At 61.8% G+C, this 17,887-nt stretch carries 15 protein-coding genes and 1 pseudogene; 8 read left to right on the top strand and 8 right to left on the bottom strand.

All coding sequences use genetic code 11. From position 1 onward, the window contains the following. Positions 1-313 precede the first annotated feature (313 nt). The 4 genes from FIV38_RS08260 to FIV38_RS08245 all read right to left on the bottom strand — a co-directional run bounded on the left by FIV38_RS08260 (position 314) and on the right by FIV38_RS08245 (position 4,324). On the bottom strand, positions 314-1,720 hold the full coding sequence (locus FIV38_RS08260; RefSeq protein WP_092233435.1) for a heavy metal sensor histidine kinase: 1,407 nt from the start codon (positions 1,718-1,720) through the stop codon (positions 314-316). Next, positions 1,717-2,391, bottom strand: coding sequence for a heavy metal response regulator transcription factor (locus tag FIV38_RS08255; protein ID WP_029295795.1), 675 nt, complete (start codon positions 2,389-2,391; stop codon positions 1,717-1,719). The genes FIV38_RS08260 and FIV38_RS08255 overlap by 4 nt, the downstream gene beginning before the upstream one ends. Positions 2,392-2,626: 235 nt before the next feature. Beyond that, a complete protein-coding gene (locus FIV38_RS08250) occupies positions 2,627-2,821 on the bottom strand; it encodes a DUF2790 domain-containing protein (protein WP_029295793.1) in 195 nt (64 codons plus the stop codon). Positions 2,822-2,995: 174 nt separating this feature from the next. Beyond that, the gene (locus FIV38_RS08245; protein WP_092233438.1) at positions 2,996-4,324 is read right to left on the bottom strand and encodes an OprD family porin; all 1,329 of its coding nucleotides are present in this window, start codon (positions 4,322-4,324) and stop codon (positions 2,996-2,998) included. Between the two features lie 257 nt (positions 4,325-4,581). Here FIV38_RS08245 and FIV38_RS08240 point away from each other — a divergent pair, with 257 nt between their 5' ends. The 3 genes and pseudogenes from FIV38_RS08240 (at position 4,582) to FIV38_RS30870 (ending at position 6,335) form a co-directional block, all read left to right on the top strand. Next, entirely contained in the window at positions 4,582-4,914 is a 333-nt protein-coding gene (locus FIV38_RS08240; protein ID WP_092233441.1) for a DUF2790 domain-containing protein, read from the top strand. Between the two features lie 104 nt (positions 4,915-5,018). Then, positions 5,019-5,795: pseudogene (locus FIV38_RS30875) on the top strand (PAS domain-containing protein); the annotation flags it as partial. Between the two features lie 108 nt (positions 5,796-5,903). Then, a complete protein-coding gene (locus FIV38_RS30870) occupies positions 5,904-6,335 on the top strand; it encodes a methyl-accepting chemotaxis protein (RefSeq protein WP_405045210.1) in 432 nt (143 codons plus the stop codon). A 16-nt stretch (positions 6,336-6,351) separates the two neighbouring features. On the opposite strand, the gene FIV38_RS08230 is transcribed toward FIV38_RS30870, so the two are convergent. Both FIV38_RS08230 and FIV38_RS08225 read right to left on the bottom strand, forming a co-directional pair. Beyond that, a complete protein-coding gene (locus FIV38_RS08230; protein WP_029295784.1) occupies positions 6,352-6,867 on the bottom strand; it encodes a GNAT family N-acetyltransferase in 516 nt (171 codons plus the stop codon). 72 nt (positions 6,868-6,939) lie between these two features. Beyond that, complete coding sequence (locus tag FIV38_RS08225; protein WP_092233447.1) at positions 6,940-7,824, bottom strand: LysR family transcriptional regulator; 885 nt, start codon at positions 7,822-7,824, stop codon at positions 6,940-6,942. A 130-nt stretch (positions 7,825-7,954) separates the two neighbouring features. On the opposite strand from FIV38_RS08225, the gene FIV38_RS08220 reads away from it, so the two are divergent. Further along, a complete protein-coding gene (locus tag FIV38_RS08220) occupies positions 7,955-9,319 on the top strand; it encodes an MFS transporter (protein WP_371128938.1) in 1,365 nt (454 codons plus the stop codon). Between the two features lie 107 nt (positions 9,320-9,426). On the opposite strand, the gene FIV38_RS08215 is transcribed toward FIV38_RS08220, so the two are convergent. Continuing rightward, the gene (locus FIV38_RS08215) at positions 9,427-10,236 is read right to left on the bottom strand and encodes an AraC family transcriptional regulator (RefSeq protein ID WP_092233450.1); all 810 of its coding nucleotides are present in this window, start codon (positions 10,234-10,236) and stop codon (positions 9,427-9,429) included. Between the two features lie 154 nt (positions 10,237-10,390). On the opposite strand from FIV38_RS08215, the gene ddlA reads away from it, so the two are divergent. Next, a complete protein-coding gene (ddlA, locus tag FIV38_RS08210) occupies positions 10,391-11,485 on the top strand; it encodes a D-alanine--D-alanine ligase (RefSeq protein ID WP_092233453.1) in 1,095 nt (364 codons plus the stop codon). A 36-nt stretch (positions 11,486-11,521) separates the two neighbouring features. Here the strand turns inward: ddlA and ggt are convergent, their stop codons facing one another. Further along, a complete protein-coding gene (gene ggt, locus FIV38_RS08205) occupies positions 11,522-13,366 on the bottom strand; it encodes a gamma-glutamyltransferase (protein WP_092233456.1) in 1,845 nt (614 codons plus the stop codon). A 204-nt stretch (positions 13,367-13,570) separates the two neighbouring features. Between ggt and FIV38_RS08200 the strand changes: the two genes are divergently transcribed. The 3 genes from FIV38_RS08200 (at position 13,571) to FIV38_RS08190 (ending at position 17,628) form a co-directional block, all read left to right on the top strand. Continuing rightward, complete coding sequence (locus FIV38_RS08200) at positions 13,571-14,071, top strand: sigma-70 family RNA polymerase sigma factor (protein WP_092233459.1); 501 nt, start codon at positions 13,571-13,573, stop codon at positions 14,069-14,071. Next, a complete protein-coding gene (locus FIV38_RS08195) occupies positions 14,071-15,018 on the top strand; it encodes a FecR domain-containing protein (protein ID WP_092233462.1) in 948 nt (315 codons plus the stop codon). Before FIV38_RS08200 ends, FIV38_RS08195 begins: the two co-directional genes overlap by 1 nt. A 126-nt stretch (positions 15,019-15,144) precedes the next feature. Further along, positions 15,145-17,628, top strand: coding sequence for a TonB-dependent siderophore receptor (locus FIV38_RS08190; RefSeq protein WP_235860980.1), 2,484 nt, complete (start codon positions 15,145-15,147; stop codon positions 17,626-17,628). Positions 17,629-17,887 lie beyond the last annotated feature (259 nt).

Genomic DNA, 17,887 nt, shown 5'->3' with positions numbered 1-17,887 from the left:
CGCAGCCCAGCGCGGGGCAAGCCCGCTCGCCACAGTGGGGTGGCTGGCGCGGGAAATGTGGAGGGGGGACTTGTTGTGGAGAGGGGGCTTCCCCCGTTGGGTGGCGAAGCCGCCCTAGAACCTGATTGCTCGGTGTGCCTGGGGTAACTGGGGTGGGTTTGTTGGGGCTGCTGCGCAGCCCAGCGCGGGGCAAGCCCGCTCGCCACGACAAGGCCGCTCGCCACGACAAGACCGTTCTCCACAACGAACCTGCTTGCCATAGCAAGCCCGTTTGCGGCAATAAGGCTGGTGAGTGTGGCAAGGGAGTCGATAGCTACGGGACTTGCGGGGTGGCGGACAGGGTGGGGAATATCAGCCGGAACTGGGTCACGTCGCCCGGCACGCAGTTGGCCTCGGCCTGGCCCTGGTGCAGGCTCATGATCGAGCGCACGATCGCCAGCCCCAGCCCGGTGCCGCCTTCGGTGCGGGCGCGGCTGTTGTCGGCGCGGTAAAAACGCTCGAACAGGTGCGGCAGGTGTTGCGCTTCAATTCCCGTGCCCGGGTTGCTGACGGTCAGCGATACACGCTGGTGATGGGTGTCGACCTGCAATGAAATTCTAGAGCCGTGCGGGCTATGGCGGATTGCGTTGGACAGCAGGTTGGAAATGGCCCGTTGAACCATCAGCCGATCACCCAGGACCCAGGCGTCGCCCGCCTGGCTCAGCTTCAACGCTTTGTCTTCGGCGCTCAACGCAAATAGCTCCATGACCCGTAGCGCTTCATCGCGCAGGTTCACTGCGGTAAACGAAGCCCGCGCCGCCGGATGGCTGACCTGGGCCAGAAATAGCATGTCGGCGACGATCCGCGCCAAGCGGTCCAGTTCTTCGGTGCTGGACTCCAACGCCGATTTGTACTCGTCGGGCGCCCGGGCACGGGACAAGGTCACCTGGGCCTTGCCCATCAGGTTGGTCAAGGGCGCGCGCAGTTCGTGGGCCAGGTCGTCGGAGAATTGCGACAGTTGCTGTACTCCGGCATCCAGCCGATCGAGCATCACGTTGATGCCCCGCGCCAGTTCGTTGAGTTCCCTGGGCAGGTTGTCGACGGCCAGGCGATGGCTCAGGTCCTGGGTAGTGACTTTGGCGGCGACGCGGCTGAATTGCTGCAATGGGGCGAGCCCGCGCTGCACCAGCCACCACGCACCCATACCAATCAGGATCAACAACAGCGGCAGGGCGATGACCGTGGATTGCAGGTAGGCACTGAGCAGTGCCTGATCGTCGGAACGATCCAGGGACAGCAACACCCGCACGTTCTCCCCGGTGTGCAGGCGCATCAGGCTCGATGCGCTGAGGATCTGGTTATCACGGCCATCGGTCCAGTTCAGAAACCCCAGGGTTTGCCTCGCGGCAAAGTCCAGCAGCAAGGGCTCCTGGGGCCTGGCACCGACGCTCAGCAACACCGCATTGGCGGGCGCGGGGCCGATGATGGTCAGGTAGAAGTTGTCATGGCCCATCACCAGGTCCAGCAGTGAATGGGGCCGGGCACTGATGTCGCGGGTGTTGAGGTCTTGCAGCAGGCTGTGCTGGATCTGCTCCATCTTGCTTTCCAGGCCCTTGCGCGCGAGGTTTTCCAGCTCATGGGTGAGGGCCAGGTACGCCAGGCTCGCCAGCAACAGCACCAGGCCGGCGCCCATCAGGCTGACGGTGAGCCCCAGGCGCATGGATAGACTGCCGGTTCTCATTGGCGTGTTTCCAGTACGTAGCCCACGCCACGAATGGTGTGGATCAACTTGACCTCGCTCTGGTCATCGACCTTGGCCCGCAGCCGGCTGATCGAGACCTCTACCACATTGGTGTCGCAGTCGAAGTTCATGTCCCAGACCAGCGAGATAATCTGTGTGCGCGTCAGCACCTCGCCACTCTGGCGCATCAATACCTGCAACAGCGCGAACTCCTTGGTGGTCAGGTCAATGCGCCGCGTACCCCGGTATGCCCGGTGGCGACGTGGGTCCAGCTCCAGGTCGGCGACGCGCAATATTTCCGGCAACGCAATCGGCTCACTGCGCCGCAGCAACGAGCGCACCCTGGCCAGCAACTCGGGAAATTCGAAAGGCTTTACCAGATAGTCATCGGCGCCCATGTCCAGGCCTTTGATCTTATCGGCCAGGCGGCCACGGGCGGTGAGCATCATCACCCGCAAGGTGTTGTCGCGGCGCAACTGTTGCAGCACCTGCCAGCCGTCCTGGCCGGGCAGGTTGACGTCGAGGATCACCAGTTCATAGCGGTGCTGGCCGGCCAGGTGCAGGCCGTCGATGCCGCTGGCGGCGCAATCGACGACATAACCACTCTCACTCAAGCCTTGATGCAAGTAGTCGGCAGTTTTTGGCTCGTCCTCAACCACAAGGATACGCATGCAGATTGACCTCTTACTGATAAGCGAATAGGCGACGGGAGCTACACGGGATAACGGCTGTAGTCCACAAAGTAGGAAAATTCTGAGCCTTGAAGTAGCTTCAGGGTCAAGGGCGGCGTTGGATGGCGTCGAGCGGGCAAAAAAAAGCGCCCGTGAGGGCGCTAAAAATTCATCTCCTTCCAAAGGAGCTCCACAAAAAAAGCTTCAAGAGATGAATGTGCTCGGGGTGCGCCGCTCAGATGGCCGTGGGGGCCGATGTATCCGAGGGCGCTGGATTTTGCTCGGCCACGGCTTGGCTGCCGTGGATCTGTTGCTGCTGCTGGCGAAACTCGGCCAGCCACTGGCGGGAGCGATCACCGCCGTCATCGGCCAGGGCTGCGGTGGAGGCAGCACTGATTAAAACGCTGAATAAAATGTGCAGTGGCTTCATTAACTTTCTCCGCAAAAGACCCGTGCCGTTAGTTCGCGGTCGGTCGAGGCAGGCAGTATATGAAGGGCAACTTAACAAGAACGTGAGGCGCATATTACAGTTCTGACAGGCTGCAAATTGTGAAGAAGTGCTAGTCAACGGCAAGTGAATGTAAGCACTTGCCGTTGAGTGTTATCAGAGGATGGCCAGCGGGTATTCCATGATCAGCCGCAATTCTTCCAGGTCCGATTCAAAGGCGCTCGAGCGTACCGTCGCCTGGCGAATGCGTATCGACAGGTCTTTCAGGCTGCCGCCCTGGAACACGTACTTGGCCTCGATATCGCGCTCCCAGCGGCGCTGGTCGGTGAGTGGGTCACCCAAGGCGTCGCGACGCATATACACCGAGTTGGCGTTGCTGTAGTCAGCGCCAGTGCCCTTGCCATAGCGGGTCATGAACGACAGGCCGGGGATGCCCAGGGTCTGCATGTCCAGGTCATACCGCAAGGCCCACGAACGTTCCTTGGGCGAGTTGAAGTCGCTGTATTGGATCGAATTGTCGAGGAAGATCGAGTCGGACTGGCGCAGGTAATCGAAGTCATCGTTGCCGTTGTTGCGCTGGTGGGACAGCGCCAGGCGATGGGCGCCGACCTTCACCCCAAGCTTGGCACTCCAGATATTGTTGTTGAGCTTGCCCAGCAACCGCTTGCCCTCGTCCTGGGCGTTGTAATAGTTGAAACCGGCAAACATCGCCACCTCGTCCGTCAGCGGATAATTGACCGCTGTACCGAAGTAGTACTGATCCCACGCGTCCTTGAGGCGGCTGCTGTAGAGGCTCAGGCTCCAATGCTGATTGGCCTGGTAGTCGCCGCCGAAGTAACCGACCCAGGGCGCGTTCACATTGCCTGCGTAAAACGTCGCAAAACCCTCACGCATGCCGCTTTGGGTTGGCTGGCTCATGGCGTGCAAGCGTCCACCTTGCAAGGTCAGGCCTTCCAGGCTGGTGTTTTCCAGGGTCACACCACGAAAGCTTTCCGGCAGCAGGCGTGAGTCGCCGTAGTGCACCACCGGGGTTTGCGGGAAGACGTCGCCGACTTTGACCACCGTGTCCAGCAAACGCATTTTTGCTGCACCGCCGAGCTTGCTGTAGTCGTCTTCGGGACGGTTGTCGCTGTTTACCGGCAACATGTCGAATGAGCCCCGGCCGCCGCTGCGCCCGGTGCCGGAATCGAGCTTGAGGCCATATATCGCAAACGCATCCAGGCCGAACCCCACGGTGCCCTGGGTGAACCCGGATTCGAACTTGCCGATCAGGCCCTGGGCCCAGGCTTCTGAATAGCCGTTTCCGGTCGGGCTTGACTGGCCTTTGCGGTCATCGCGATTGAAGTAAAAGTTGCGCGCCAGTACGTTCAGCGTACTGCCTTCGATAAACCCCTCGGGTTTATCTTCTGCGGCCATGCCCGCCAGCGGTGTTGCGCTGGCCAGTGCTGCGATGATGGAAAGGGAAAGTGTGCGGTTAGTACGCATGTATCGCTCCTCGGTGTTGGCAGCTATGAGCTTTTTAGTCGCCTGGGGCGTTCTTATTGGAGAGCTATCCCTGATGCGGGGAGCCCGGCTCATAGTTGCAAACAGCGGATAACGCCGAGGTGGCCTGCACATTACAATTTTGCCAGTTCAACGGTTTATGACGGATACGTAATCCGCCCGTGAAGCTCCTGACAGGAAGCGTTAGTTACCCTCGATCCTGAACTTTCAACGACTTGAAATCAGACGAGGACACTTTAATGAAGCATTTGACACGAGCCCTGGGCGTGGTGGTTTTTTCTCTGTCCATGGGGGCGATGGCCGAAGGTGGCGGGGACCGCGCCATGGCGCAGTTGATGCAAAAAAACCAGGAGGCCATGGCGCGCTATGCCACCGCGCAGGGCAAGCCTGTGCCTGAAGTGCAGGCTTATCGCTACGGGATGAAGCTGGATATCGCCCGGGTGGTGAGTGTCACGCCGCCGGTTCGGACCTGCAAGGTCGTGCCCTCGCGCATGACCTATGAAGATTCCAGCGGTCAGCTCAAGACCCTTGAGTATCAGGTCTTGGGCTTGTGCCGTAATAACGGCAGTTGAGGCACTGAAAAAATAATTGTATCAGGGGGCTCACGCCCTCTTCAGAAAACGCCGGCAGCGCCGATGGTTAGACAATCCACTATGACTGCCCTCCGGTGTTCCCCATGTTCAATACCCGCTTGAAGCAGGAGCTGTCCGCTCTTCGCGAAGAACTGTCCAGCCTGCAGCAGGTCAAGGAAAGCCTGGAGAGCGAGATGCTGGCATTGAGCCTCGACCCTGAGGGCCGGATCGAGTCGGTCAATCAGAACTTCCTCGACGAAATGTTCTACAAGTCCAGCGACCTGCTGGGCCATACCATCCATGGGTTTGTGCCGGAGCATGTGAAGCGCGACGAATTCCAGCAGCGCTTTGCCAACGCCTTGAGCCGTGGCGAACACTTTGCCGGCACCGTGCGCCTGCTGCGCGGCAATGGCAAGGAAGCGTGGTTGCGCTCCATCGTGCAGCCGGTGCGGAGCGCGGACGGGCGCATCAAACGGTTTTCGGTGTACTCCAGCGACCTGACCCGCACCATTGAGGCGTCCCGTGAGCATGAAAACCTGATCACCGCGCTGGTGCGCTCCACGGCGGTGATCGAGTTCGACCTCAATGGCAATGTGCTGGGCGCCAACGAGCGTTTCCTGCAGGGCATGGGTTACAGCCTGGCGCAGATCCAGGGCAAACATCACCGTATGTTCTGTGAGCCCCAGGATTACAACAGCCCTGACTACCAGGCCTTCTGGAAACGCTTGAACAGCGGTGAGTTTGTCGCCGGCCGCTTCAAGCGCGTGGATGCCCATGGCCGCGAAGTCTGGCTGGAAGCCTCCTATAACCCGGTGCTGGACGCCAACGACCGGCTGTACAAAGTGGTCAAGTTCGCCACGGTAATCACCGACCAGATCAATCAGGAACGCGCGGTGGCCGAGGCCGCCAACATTGCCTACAGCACCTCATTGCACACCGACAGCAGTGCCCAGCGCGGTACCGCTGTGGTCACTCAGGCGGTGGAGGTGATGCGCGACTTGGCCAAGCACATGGAACAGGCCGGCGAGGGCATCGAGGCGCTCAACGCCCAGTCCCAGGTGATTGGCACTATCGTCAAGACCATCAGCGGGATTGCCGAGCAGACCAACCTGCTGGCGCTCAACGCCGCGATTGAAGCGGCCCGTGCCGGCGAGCAGGGTCGCGGGTTTGCGGTGGTGGCCGATGAAGTGCGCCAGTTGGCCTCGCGTACCAGCAAAGCCACGGAAGAAATCGTCGGCGTGGTGCGCCAGAACCAGGACATGGCCCGCGATGCCGTGGCGCTGATGACCGATGGCCGGTTGCAGGCCGAGCAGGGTTTGTCGCTGGCGGCAGAGGCGGGCACGGTGATCGTCGAGATCCAGGACGGCGCGCAGAAAGTGGTCAGTGCGGTTGGCCAGTTTGCCAACCAGTTGTCCACCTAGACTCAAGGCCGGCCAATCAGGGGGCATGAACCTCGAACAGCAGCAGGTCGAACCATTGTCCATCGAGCAGGAACGCCTTGCGTGAATGCCCGTACTGGGTAAAACCGTTGCGCTGCAACACCCGCAGCGAGCCTGGGTTCTGCGGGCGTACGGTGGCTTCGATGCGCTTGAGGGCATGTTCGCCAAAGGCTTTTTGCAGGCCCAGCGCCACGGCCTGTCGTGCCAGGCCACGCCCGGTGAACTGGGCCCCCATGCGGTAGCCCAGGGACGCCGAGTGATAGTAGCGGCGGCGCACTTGGGTAAAGTTGATCCGCCCCACCAGCACGCCGTTTTCGCGGATCAGATACTGATAGGCGCGGTCTTCGCTGGCCTCCAGCAGTGCGCTCTCGATGGCGCGCTGAACGCCTTCGACGCTGTAGTACGCCTCGGGCCGGGCATTGATCCAACTTTCGAAAAAGTCCCGATTGGCCAGCTCGAACGCCAGTAACTCGTTCACGTCATCCCATTGTGGGGGCGTCAATGTCAGGTTCATCCCTGGAAAACCTCTTGGTGGTGGCCGCGCATCCTTTCTTCTCACACTCGGGCCGCTGGATTCAAGCGCTGCCTACCATTGCGCCTGTGCCAATGCGTCGGCAAAGGCGATCAGCTTCGGCGAGTATTGGCGCGAGGGTGGATACACCAGGGATATTGCGCGGCTGCGCCCGGCGAAGCTTTCCAGGATCGGCACCAGGCGCCCGGCAGCGAGGTCGTCGCGCACGGCAAAGTCCATCACCTGGGCAATCCCGAAGCCGCCCACCGCGCCGTCCACCAGGGCATCGCCAATGTCGAAGATCAGCCGCCCTTCGACGCTGACATCGCGCACCTTGCCGTCGAGCATGAACTGCCAGTCCACCATCCGCCCGCTGCGCAGATTGCGCACGGTCAGGCAGCTATGGTCGTGCAATTCTTCGACGGTTTGCGGGGTGCCAAAGCGCGCCAGGTAGGCGGGGGAGGCGACGGTCACCCAGCGCAGGGGCGTCAAGGCCCGGGCGATCAGGCGCTGGTCCTGGATCTCGCCGGTACGCAGCAGGGCGTCGAAACCCTCATCGACGATATCCACGAGGCGGTCGGTCATCACCGCTTCGATGCGCAACTCGGGGTAGCGTAGGGTCAGCTCGCCAATCACCGGCATCACCACTTTGCGCCCGAACAGCGAGGGAGTGCTGATTTTCAGTAAACCCGAAGGCGTGCTACGACGGTCGAGCAGCAGCTTTTCGGTTTCGGCCAGCTCGGCCAGCAACGGTGCGCTGCGTTCATACAGCATTTGCCCATCCGGGGTCAGGCTGACGCTGCGGGTGTTGCGTTGCAGCAGGCGTACGCCCAGCTCGGCTTCAAGGCGTGAAATGGCGCGCGACAAACCTGATTGGGTGAGCCCCAGATCCCCGGCGGCGCGGGTGAAACTGCGGGTTTCGGCGACGCGAACCAGCAAGCGAACGGCGTTCAGATCCATGATTAAAGTCATAACTGAAAGAGTGATATGGCTATTTATCATCTGCTGGGCATGAAAGACACTGGCCGCACTCTTTTTTAGACAGGATGTTGTGATGCCCGCCATTCCCTCAAGTCGTCCCTCGGGCTGGATGCTGATGTTGCTGGCCACGGCCCAACTGATCATCGCCCTGGACGCGACCATTGTGTTTGTCGCCTTGCCGCAGATCGGCAGCCACCTGGGCTTTTCTGCCCAACAGTTGCAGTGGGTGGTCAGTGCGTACACCGTGGCGTTTGGCGGTTTTCTATTGCTCGGCGGCCGGGCCACGGACCTGCTGGGCAAACGCCGTATGTACCGGGTGGGCCAGTCGTTGTACGCGCTGTCATCGTTGGCGGCGGTACTGGGCGGCAGCGCGTTGCTGCTGGTGCTGGCGCGCGCCGTACAAGGGGTGGGCGGTGCGCTGCTGTTTCCGGCGACCTTGGCGTTGATCAACACGCACTATGCGCAAGGGCCGCAGCGCAACCGAGCCTTTGCGGTGTGGAGTGCGGCGTCGGCCGCCGGGCTGGCGTTGGGGGCGTTGTTGGGCGGCGTGCTGACCCAATGGTGGGGCTGGGAGGCGGTGTTTCTGGTCAACGTGCCCTTGGCTGGCGGCTGTGCGCTGGCGGCGCGCTACTGGATCCCCGCCGATGGCGAGCGCAGCCGAGGTCGCAGTTTTGATGTGAGTGGCGCGTTGACCGTTACCGTCGGCGGCACCCTGCTGGTGTTCGCCCTGGTGCAGGGGCCTGAATGGGGTTGGACGGCACCCGCGACCCTGGGCTGCATGTTGCTGGCGCTGGCCTTGCTCGGGCTGTTCGCCTGGATCGAGCACCGTGGCCGTGACCCGTTGATGCCACTGCGCCTGCTGGGTTACCGCGAGTTGCGCATGGCCATGGTGCTGACCGCTGTCTTTATGAGCAGCTTCGGCGTGCAGTACTACTTCCTCGCGCTGTACTACCAGCAAGTCTACGGCTACAGCGTGCTGCAGGCCGGGCTGGCGTTCTTGCCGGCGACACTGGTGTGCACCCTGGGCATCTGGCTGGCCGAGCGCGCGCTGGTCAAGATCGGCTTGCGCAACACCCTGGTCAGCGGCCAGTTGGCGGGGGCGCTGGGGATTGCCCTGGTGTGCCTGGCGTTGCCCACGGGGGTGGGGTTCTGGTCGTTGCTGCCGGGGATCTTTATCTTGAGCCTTGGCCAGGGCATGACCTGGACCGCGATGTGGGTGGCCGCAGGCCTTGGCGTCAAGCCGGGAGAACAGGGCGTGGCGGCGGGCATGGCCTCGACCACGCAACAGATCGGCGGGGCACTGGGGTTGGCGGTGCTGGTGTCGCTGGCCAACGCCGGTGGCGCGACGGGCGCGGCTCAGGCCCAGGGGATCGAGTTGGCGTTGTGGTGGAGCGCTGGCATCGCGTTGGTGGGAGCGCTGGTGGCATTGCGACTGAGGTCATCGCGGCCCGGACCGGTTCTGGAGGCGGCTTAGGGTTTGTGTAGGAGCGAGCTTGCACGCGAAGCGCTTAACTGCACTGCGTTTATCCTGAATGAACGTGGCGTTCTCAGGTTTTTCGCGAGCAAGCTCGCTCCTACAGGTTAGCGGCCGAGCATCTTCACCCAGCGTGACGGTGGGATACCGAAGGTGCTGCGAAATTGCCGAGTCATGTGGCTCTGGTCGGTGAAACCGGCGATCAGCGCCGCATCCACCAGTGACTGGCCCTGGCCCAGCAGGTTGCGCACCAGATCCAGGCGGCGCATGGTCAGGTAGCGGTAGGGGCTGGTGCCGAATAACAGGCGAAAATCCCGCGACAAGGCCCAGCGATCCCGCCCGCAGTGCGCGGCCATCTCATCGAGGGTGATACTGCGCCCCAAGGCGCTGTGGATAAATTCCCGGGCCCGCTCGGCGGCCTGGTAGTCAAAGGTCTTGCTGCTGGTGCTGATACCCGACGCGTTGTTCAGGGCGTGGGCCAGGTCGAACAATGCGTCTTGCTCCTGCATCGGGTCCAGCGGGCAATCGAGTTGCTGCACAAAGGCCTGGCAGGCCCGGTGCAGCCACGGGTCGTTGGACAGCCCGTTGTGGATAAAAGGCAACGGTTTGCCGCCGAGAACCTGCTGGATCAGCGCCGGCTCTACATAAATCATCCGGTACTTGAAGCCCTCATCGCTGCCGGCCCAGCCATCGTGGACCTCATCAGGGTGGATCACCATGGTCGTGCCTGGCAGGCTGTGGGTCTGGCTGCCGCGATAGTGAAAACTCTGCACACCGAACAAAGTGTGGCCAATGGCGTAGGTATCGTGGCGATGAGGGTCGAAGCCAAACCCGGAAAAATACGCTTCGATCCGCTCCAGGCCGCTGCCATGGGGCGCGCGGTGTAGCCAGTCGATATTCGCGGTGAGTTTGCCCATGGAATGTTTTTCGAAAGATGTCGGATGGAGTTACGTTAACTGAGTCTGGGGCGGCTGTCTGCCGGGGTCTTGTACGATTGTGCGCGGTCGCAACGGTGGCGAAGCGCTGACGGCCCGTGGTAATAAGCCTTACTTTCTACAGTGAGGCCGGGTCATGAGTCAGTTGCGGGTAGGGATTATTTTTGGTGGCCGTTCGGCCGAGCACGAAGTGTCGTTGCAGTCGGCACGCAACATCGTCGACGCCCTTGACCGGACGCGCTTCGAGCCGGTGCTGATTGGCATCGACAAGGCTGGCCACTGGCACCTCAATGACACCTCGAACTTCCTGCTCAACCAGGAGAACCCTGCGCTGATCGCCCTCAACCAGTCCAACCGCGAACTGGCGGTAGTGCCAGGCAAGGCCAGCCAGCAACTGGTGGAAACCTCGGGCCAGGGCCTGCTGGAACACGTCGATGTGATCTTCCCGATTGTCCACGGCACCCTTGGCGAAGACGGTTGCCTGCAAGGTTTGCTGCGCATGGCAGACCTGCCGTTCGTGGGGTCCGATGTGCTGGGCTCGGCGGTGTGCATGGACAAGGACATCAGCAAACGCCTGCTGCGCGATGCCGGCATTGCCGTGGCGCCCTTTATCACCCTCAACCGTGGCAACGCGGCGCGCACAACCTTCGACCAGGCACGGCAAAAGCTCGGTTTGCCGCTGTTCGTCAAGCCGGCCAACCAAGGCTCCTCCGTGGGCGTGAGCAAAGTCGCTAATGAAGCCGAGTATCTGGCCGCTGTTGAGCTGGCGTTGGGCTTCGATGAAAAAGTGTTGGTGGAATCCGCCGTCAAAGGCCGGGAGATCGAATGCGCGGTACTGGGCAATGAGCGTCCGGTTGCCAGCGGTTGTGGCGAGATCGTGGTCCGTGACGGCTTCTATTCCTACGACAGCAAATACATCGACGACCAGGCCGCGCAAGTGCTGGTGCCGGCTGACATCAGCGTCGAGGCCAGCGAGCGCATCCGTGCCCTGGCCGTCGAGGCGTTTGAAGTGCTGGGCTGCGCCGGGCTGGCGCGGGTGGATGTGTTCCTGTGTGAAGACGGTGAAGTCCTGATCAACGAAGTCAACTCACTGCCCGGCTTCACCCGCATCAGCATGTACCCCAAGTTGTGGCAGGCGGCGGGGATGAGCTACAGCGAACTGGTCAGCCGCCTGATCGAACTGGCGCTGGAACGGCACACGGCGCGCAAGGGCTTGAAGATCAGCCGCTAAGGGACGTACCAAGGACTGTGGCTAGGGGGCTGGCTCTCAATCCCCCAGCGCCTCGCCCTCACGCCGTGGATCCGCGCCGCCACTCCACGTCGCCTTGCCCTGGGCATCGCGCACTCGCACGATGGCCTGGGTGCCGCTGGTCATATCGATCTCGCTCAAGGCGTGCCCGCGGTCCTTGAGTGCCGCTTTCAATTGCGCGCTGAACAGCCCTCGTTCCAGCTCGGTCGCGCCGTTGCGGCTACCGAAGTTGGGCAGGCTGATGGCGGCTTGTGGGTCGAGGTTCCAGTCGAGCATGCCCACCAGGGATTTGCTCACGTATTCGATGATCTGCGACCCGCCGGGGGAGCCGACCGTGGCCAGCAGCTCGCCGCTTTGGCGGTCGAACACCAGGGTCGGCGCCATGGACGAACGCGGGCGTTTGCCCGGCTCGATTCGGTTGGCCACCGGTTGGCCGTTTTCTTCGGGGATAAAGGAAAAGTCCGTCATCTGATTATTCAGCAGGAAGCCCTGGACCATCACGTGGGAGCCGAACGCGGCTTCGATGGTGGTGGTCATCGACACCGCGCCGCCCTGGTCATCCACAGCGACCACTTGCGAGGTGGAAATACGCAGTGGCGAGCGATCTGGCGCGTAAGCCACCTGAACCCCCGCCGGTTGGCCGGGCTTGGCTACGCCCATGCTGCGCTCGCCAATCAATGCCGCGCGGCTGGCCAGATAGCCGGGGGCGATGAGGCCCGCGACCGGCACGGCGACGAAGTCTTGATCGGCAACATATTGCGCACGGTCGGCGTAGGCCAGGCGATCGGCCTCGGCGATCAAATGCACCGCCTCGGGTAAGGGTTCCAGGCCAGCGGCAGTCGCGGTCTTCACGGGTTTGAGCGGCGCCAGGGCCCAGCGCGGGTCGCGGGCTTCGAGGGCCTGCAAGGTGCCGAGGATCTGCGCAATGGCCACCCCACCCGAAGACGGCGGCGGCATGCCGCATACCTGCCAGCGCTTGTAGTCGGTGCACAGCGGCGCACGCTCCTTGGCGCGGTAGGCCTGGAGATCGTTCAGCGCAAGGCGGCCAGTGTTGTGATGGCCCTGGACCTTGCGTGCAATCTCCTCGGCGATCGGGCCGTGGTAAAGCGCGTCGGGCCCTTCCTTGGCGATACGTTTGAATACATTGGCCAGCGCCGGGTTTTTCAACAGGGTGCCAGTGGCCTTTGGGCTGCCGTCGGCGTTGAGGAAGTACGCCGCCATGTCCGGTGACTGGCTGATGTAGCGGTCGGCGGCGATCAGGCTGTGCAGGCGCGCAGAAATCGCAAAGCCTTGCTCGGAGAGCTGGATTGCCGGCGCAAACAATTGCGCCCAGGGCAGGCGGCCGCTTTGTTCGTGGGCCATCTTCAGCGCGCGCAGTACACCGGGGGTCGCGACCGAACGGCCGCCGATCTGCGCCTGGGCAAACGCCATCGGTGTGCCGTCGGCATTGAGCAGCATATCGGGCGTGGCGCTGGCCGGTGCGGTTTCACGGCCGTCATAGGCCCGTACCTGCTTGCCATCCCACAGCATGATGAATGCGCCACCGCCGATCCCCGAGGACTGCGGCTCCACCAGCGTCAGCACCGCCTGCATGGCGATGGCCGCATCGATGGCCGAGCCACCCTGGCGCAGGATGCTTCGCCCGGCTTCGGCCGCCAGCGGGTTGGCTGCCGCTGCCATGTGGCGCTCGGCGTGGCGTACGTGCATGTCGGTGCGATAGCCCGAACCCAGCTCCGGGGCGGGCGGCAAGTCGGGACTGCTGGCGTTGTGGCAGGCGCCGAGGCTGAGGGCGGCGGCGATCACCGAAAGGCTGGTAAGGCGTTGCAAGCGTAGGGTGAAAAGCACGCGCTGAACTCCGTTCATTTTGAGAATGATCTGTTGTCCCTGGGGTGATGCATTGCGGCTAAGTCGCACCTGGCAGATATCTGCGGGGAAGGAGGGCGGACACTAACAGCGGGGATGCAGGAGCGTCAAAAGCTGAGGGGTAACAGAATCGATCTTGCGCAAATCCCGTGCGGGCAAGACAATGCGATTCATTATCAATTGAATTATTGGTCTTTACTGCCCATGTCCGCACCCGATCATGCTGCGCTGCAGGTGTTGTACAGCGAACACAATGGCTGGCTCAAAGCCTGGTTGCGCGCACGCATGGGCAATGCCAGCGATGCTGCGGACCTGGCGCAGGACACGTTCGTGCGCCTGCTGACCTCCCGGGACGTGACACAGATTCGCGAGCCGCGGACCTACCTCAGTGCCATCGCCAGGGCGTTGATGATCGACAAATTCCGCCGCCGCGCGCTCGAGCAGGCCTATCTGGAAGCCCTGGCTTTGCGCACCGAACCCCTGGAGATATCTCCGGAAACCCGCCTGCTGATCTTCGAAACCCTGGTGGCCGTAGACACCCTGCTCGACGGCCTGGGCGAGCGCACTCGGCAGATTTTTCTCGCGGTTCAGCTGGAAGGCTTGAACTATGTGGCGACCGCCGCGCGTTATGGCGTGTCTGTCACCACGGTCAAAAAGCACTTGATCCGCGCCATGACCCGCTGCCTGCTGCTCACGGAAGATTGATGAGCACCGCCCTCGATATCCAGACCCTGGAAGCCGCGGCCATCTGGTACGTGCAGCTCAAGGGGACGAACCCTTGCGATGCAGAGCGTCAGGCCTGGCGCACCTGGCTGCAGGCAAGTCCCGAGCATGCGCGGGCGTGGGCCCGGGTGGAGAAACTGCACAGCCAATGGGCCGGCCTGCCGGCGGATGTATCGTTGACCACGCTCGCCGGTGGGCGGGCTCGGCGCCGGGAGGTGTTGAAAATCCTCGCGGTGTTGCTGGCCGTGGGCGGCGGTGGTTGGCTGGCCACTGAGACGGTGCCCTACCAGGCGCTGATGGCCAATCAACGCACCGCCACCGGCCAGCGTCGGCATGTGCGCTTGTCAGATGGCAGCCAGGTTGACCTGAATACTGACAGTGCCATGGATATTGTCTTCAGCGGGCAGTTGCGTTCGATCCGTCTGCACCGTGGCGAGATTCTGGTGCGCACTGCCAGCGATGTCCTGGGCCGGCCGTTTGTGGTGCAGACACCCCAGGGTACGGTGCGCGCCTTGGGGACGCGTTTCACCGTGCGCTGCGGGCCCGGTCGCACCGATGTGTGTGTGATCGAACAGGCGGTGGAGTTGCGCCCCTTGGATAACCCCGTGCAAGTCGTGCGCCTCGATGCCGGGCAGCAGTCCGGTTTCAATCGCCAGCAGGTCGGCCCGATCACCCCGGCCCCTGCGGGTGCAGGCGCCTGGAGCCAGGGCATGTTGACGGTAGTGGACTGGCGCCTGGCGGATTTCCTCGCCGAACTGGGGCGCTATCGTGCCGGCGTGCTGCGCTGTGCACCGGCAATTGCAGACCTGCGCCTGAGTGGGGCGTTTCGTATTGACGACACCGACACCGTCCTTGAAAACCTGCGCCAATCCCTCGCGGTCAATGTGCGTTATGTGACGCGTTACTGGGTCACGGTGGAACCCGCCTGAGCGGCCGTTGCTTTATTTTTGCGAATTATTCCCATCGGCGGTTGCTGATTTTCATTTTCGTTCGGCCATGTACCGAAAGCAGCGATTACGACTGTTGCTATGTTCTGCCAACGAAAGGAAACCCCCATGTCACGATTCTCTCTGCGTGCCGCCCGGCCGCTTGCCAAGGCGGTGCACCTGGCATTGGCCCTTGGTGCCTTTTCGGCCCTGAACCTGGCGGCAACCCAGGCCATGGCGCAAAGCCTGCCGGTGGTCTACCAGATCCAGCCGGGCGCCTTGGGCTCGGCGTTAAGCCTGTTTGCCACGGCCGCCAATGTCACCTTGTCGTTCAGCAGTGAGCAGACTCAGGGCATGAGCACGACCGGCCTGCGCGGTACTTATAGCGTCGAGGAAGGCCTGGCGCGCCTGCTAGTCGGCAGTGGCTTGCAGGCCCAGCGCCAGGGCAATGGCACTTACATTTTGGTGCCGGCAGTGCAGGGCGACACCCTGCAATTGGGCGCCACCACCATTTCCGGCCTGGGGACTACCAGTGAGGGCACGGGGTCCTATACTGTGGCGTCGACCCAGACCGCGACCAAGCTCAACCTGTCGCTGCGCGAAACCCCGCAGACCGTCAGTGTGATCACTCGCCAGCGCATCGATGACCAGAACCTGCGCAGTATTGGCCAGGTGCTGGAGCAGACTCCGGGGATCAACGTACAGAGCCCCGGCAGCGACCGCTTGTATGTGTTTTCCCGTGGGCTGGCCATCGACAACTATCAGTACGATGGCATGCCGACTACGTCCTTCGCGTTCAGTCAGGCGCTGGCCCAGGCCTTGTCGGACATGGCCATCTACGACCGGATTGAAGTGCTGCGTGGTGCTTCGGGCCTGATGTCGGGCACTGGTGATCCGTCCGGCACGGTGAATCTGATTCGCAAGAAGCCGACCGATACTTTCAAGGGCTATGTCAGCGCCGGGCTGGGGTCCTGGGATTTGTACCGCAGTGAAGTGGACGTGTCCGGGCCCTTGACCGAAACCGGTAATCTGCGGGGCAGGGCGGTGGCGGCGTATCAGCAGGGCAACAGCTTTACCGACCATTTACAGCAGGAAAAAACCATTGTTTATGGCGTGCTCGAAGCCGACTTGAGCGAAGCCACGCTGCTGACGGTGGGCGTGGAATACCTTGATAGTGACCCCAAGGGCTTCTCCACCACCGGCCTGCCGCTGCTCGACAGTAACGGCAAGCGCCTGCGCACCTCGCGCTCCGACAACCCGGCCAGCCGCGACAGCAGCAACCGCCAGGAGTCGGTCAACACCTTCGCTTCCATCGAGCAGAAGCTGGCCTATGACTGGACCCTGAAGGTCTCCGCCAATGCAATGTATGGCACCCGTGACTATGACTCGATCATCGTCGGTACCACCACTGGCTTCGTGAATGCCCAGACCGGCAACGGCCTGAGCTACACCGCCACCAAGGGCGACAACACCCAGGAGCAGAAAGGGCTGGATATCATGTTTTCCGGCCCGTTCCAGTTGATGGGGCGCGAGCATGAGCTGGTGTTTGGTTTCAACTTTCAGGACTACGAAAACCGTCGTAACGGTTTCGGCAACCTGCTGGCCGACGGCACCAGCAACAACGGCGTCAGTGGCAAGCCGGTGAATATCTACAGTTGGAACAACTATGCGCCGTACGCGTCCTACAACTTCAACCGCGAAGACGACAACATCGACCAGTGGCAGAACGGTGTTTACCTGGCCACGCGCCTAAAACCCACCGATGAATTGTCGGTGATCCTCGGGGCGCGGGTCAGCAACTATCGTTATGACGCTTCGCTGCATTACAACGTAGCGAACATGGTGCGTTTCAACACCGACGACAGCGTGCGAGTCAATGGTGAAGTCACGCCGTATGCCGGCGTGGTCTATGACCTCACGCCCAACCACTCGCTGTACGCCAGCTACACCAGCATTTTCAAACCCCAGCCCTACCGTAACCGGGGCGGCAGGTTGCTGGACCCGCGTGAAGGCAACAACTACGAAATCGGCCTCAAGAGCGACTACTACGGCGGGCGCTTGAACACCTCTGTTGCCTTGTTCGAGGTTGACCTGGAGAACGACGCCGTGGCCGATGGCATGGTCGTCGGCAGTGACACCCTGACTGCCTATGCGGCGAAAAAAACCAAGACCCGTGGCATGGATATGGAAGTCAGTGGCGAACTGCTGCCCGACTGGAACCTTGCTGCCAGCTACAGCCACAGTGTGGTCAAGGATGAGCAGCACGAGCGCGTCAAAAGCAGCATCCCCGCCGACCTGGTCAAGGTCTGGACCACCTACCGCCTGCCCGGCGAACTGGAGCGCCTGACCATTGGTGGCGGGGTGAACTGGCAAAGCGCGATCAACCTGACGGTGGACTCCTGGCGCTTCAGCCAACCGGCGAAGGTCAAGCAGGGCGACTACGCCACCGTCAACCTGATGGCCCGCTATCAATTGACATCGCAGTGGTCGGCGACTGCGACGGTCAACAACCTGTTGGACAAGAAGTACATCAGCTCCCTGGATGGCAACTTCTACAGCGGTTCCTACGGTGAGCCGCGAAACTTCATGCTGAGCACCAAATACGCTTTCTGATGGCGTAGGCCGCCCCCTGAACTGTCTTTTAACTGGCTGCTCGGGGGCGATGAGCAGAGCATTATTCCGACTTTTTAGTAAATATTTTAACGTTGCCAAATACTTAGTTATTGGCTCTTTTTCCGACTTTTCGACGGATTTAGCAGAAAATAAATCTGCTTGAAATGTATGGAATTGTATCGGACTTGTCATAAATGCTTTTATAAATGATAAGGATTTGCATTACACTCCACAGCCTTTAGTGCTCCGTCTTGGTGCA

It is taken from the genome of Pseudomonas proteolytica, from assembly GCF_007858275.1.
GTDB lineage: Bacteria > Pseudomonadota > Gammaproteobacteria > Pseudomonadales > Pseudomonadaceae > Aquipseudomonas > Aquipseudomonas proteolytica.
The sequence above is the reverse complement of the archived record's forward strand: the minus strand, read 5'-3'. Positions and strand labels throughout refer to the sequence as shown.